Source organism: Microbacterium sp. Bi128 (assembly GCF_918698205.1).
Window position 1 is genome coordinate 1 of sequence record NZ_CAKKMM010001498.1, and the last position, 1,202, is coordinate 1,202.

Sequence of the window (1,202 nt, forward strand, 5' to 3'; positions counted from 1 at the left end):
GCTCCTTGGTAGACATGCGGGCGTAGCCGATGATGTGGGCGCTCATGGGGGCAGCTGTAGCCATTGAGCTACCCGGGACAGTTTTGCGGGCGGCGCCGCGGCCCTTTCCCACCTGTCGGCCCGCCGCTGTGATGTTTCCGCTGGCCAGGCCTCGTTGAATCCCTCAGAGTCGATCACGGACCTCGCTGTGGGGTCTTTACGTCCCCGTCGACAGATACCGGGGAGTCACTGGCGATGTGACTGTTAGCTTCGGATGGCGGTCAAATCGCACCTTGAAATGGCGGTTCTCACCGTCCCACCTGGAACGCTATGTGGAACTGGGCGGCCGTTTGAGGTGTGGAGTTGATCGCTCTGTGGCGATGTTCTGTGATCGATTGGTGTGGTAATCGTTAGACAATGTGGCTTTAAGGCAGCCTTGACCACGTCGCCGGGTACCGTCACGAGTTGGTCGCCTTGAATGTCGTGGCGCCTACCCGAAGGTGGTGCTTACGTCCGTTCGATCCCCTCGAAGATGCGCAGCACCTTCAGAGCATGGGTGGTTGGATCGGTCGGTTGAGCGCCGATACCGTGTGTGGTGGGTTGAGTGGTGACGGCGTCCCATAGTGAGTCGGTGTTGCCTTCGGCGAGGGCGAGGAGGGTGTCGCGGACGAGGGTGTCGCGGGTGGCTTGCTCTTCGCTTTGGTCTGGACGTTGTTGTCCGACGATGCCGTACATCTCGGTGCCGTGCACCGCGTGGGCGCCTTCGGCCGAGCCGATGCTGAGTCGGTATGCGGTGCCGCCGGCTGCTGCGTGTGCCAGTGCGGCCCGGTTGGCTGGCAGGGTGAAGGAGTAGTCGGTGTACAGCGCCCCGCGCACCTGAGCCGGGGTGCGTCCGTCGGTGTCGTATTCAGCGACGATGGCACGGGCGCGACTGCGTGGGATGCGGCCTTTCGACGCGAACACGTCGACGATGTTGTCGACGCTGCCGGGATCGAACCCGGGGTCGTTGATGACGTACCAGTCGACTTCGCGTGTGGTGCTGCTGAAGATGACGTCGATATCGGTGCGCCTCCCGGCCTCGATGGCACGCATGGGGTGTGCGGTGAGGACGCTGCCGGGCTGGGTATGGTCGTCGACGATGCTGGTTGTGGTGTTGTCAATGCTTTGCCGCTGCCCGAACTCGCGCGGGCTGACCTTGATGAAGGTGTCGGCGAGTTGCTGGG

General features: G+C 63.1%; 1 protein-coding gene. It reads right to left on the reverse strand.

What is annotated here, in order from left to right; all coding sequences use genetic code 11:
- Window positions 1–486: 486 nt before the first annotated feature.
- Window positions 487–1,202: hypothetical protein (locus LQV45_RS34000; protein WP_230012256.1), on the reverse strand; the 716-nt coding region annotated here is incomplete at its 5' end.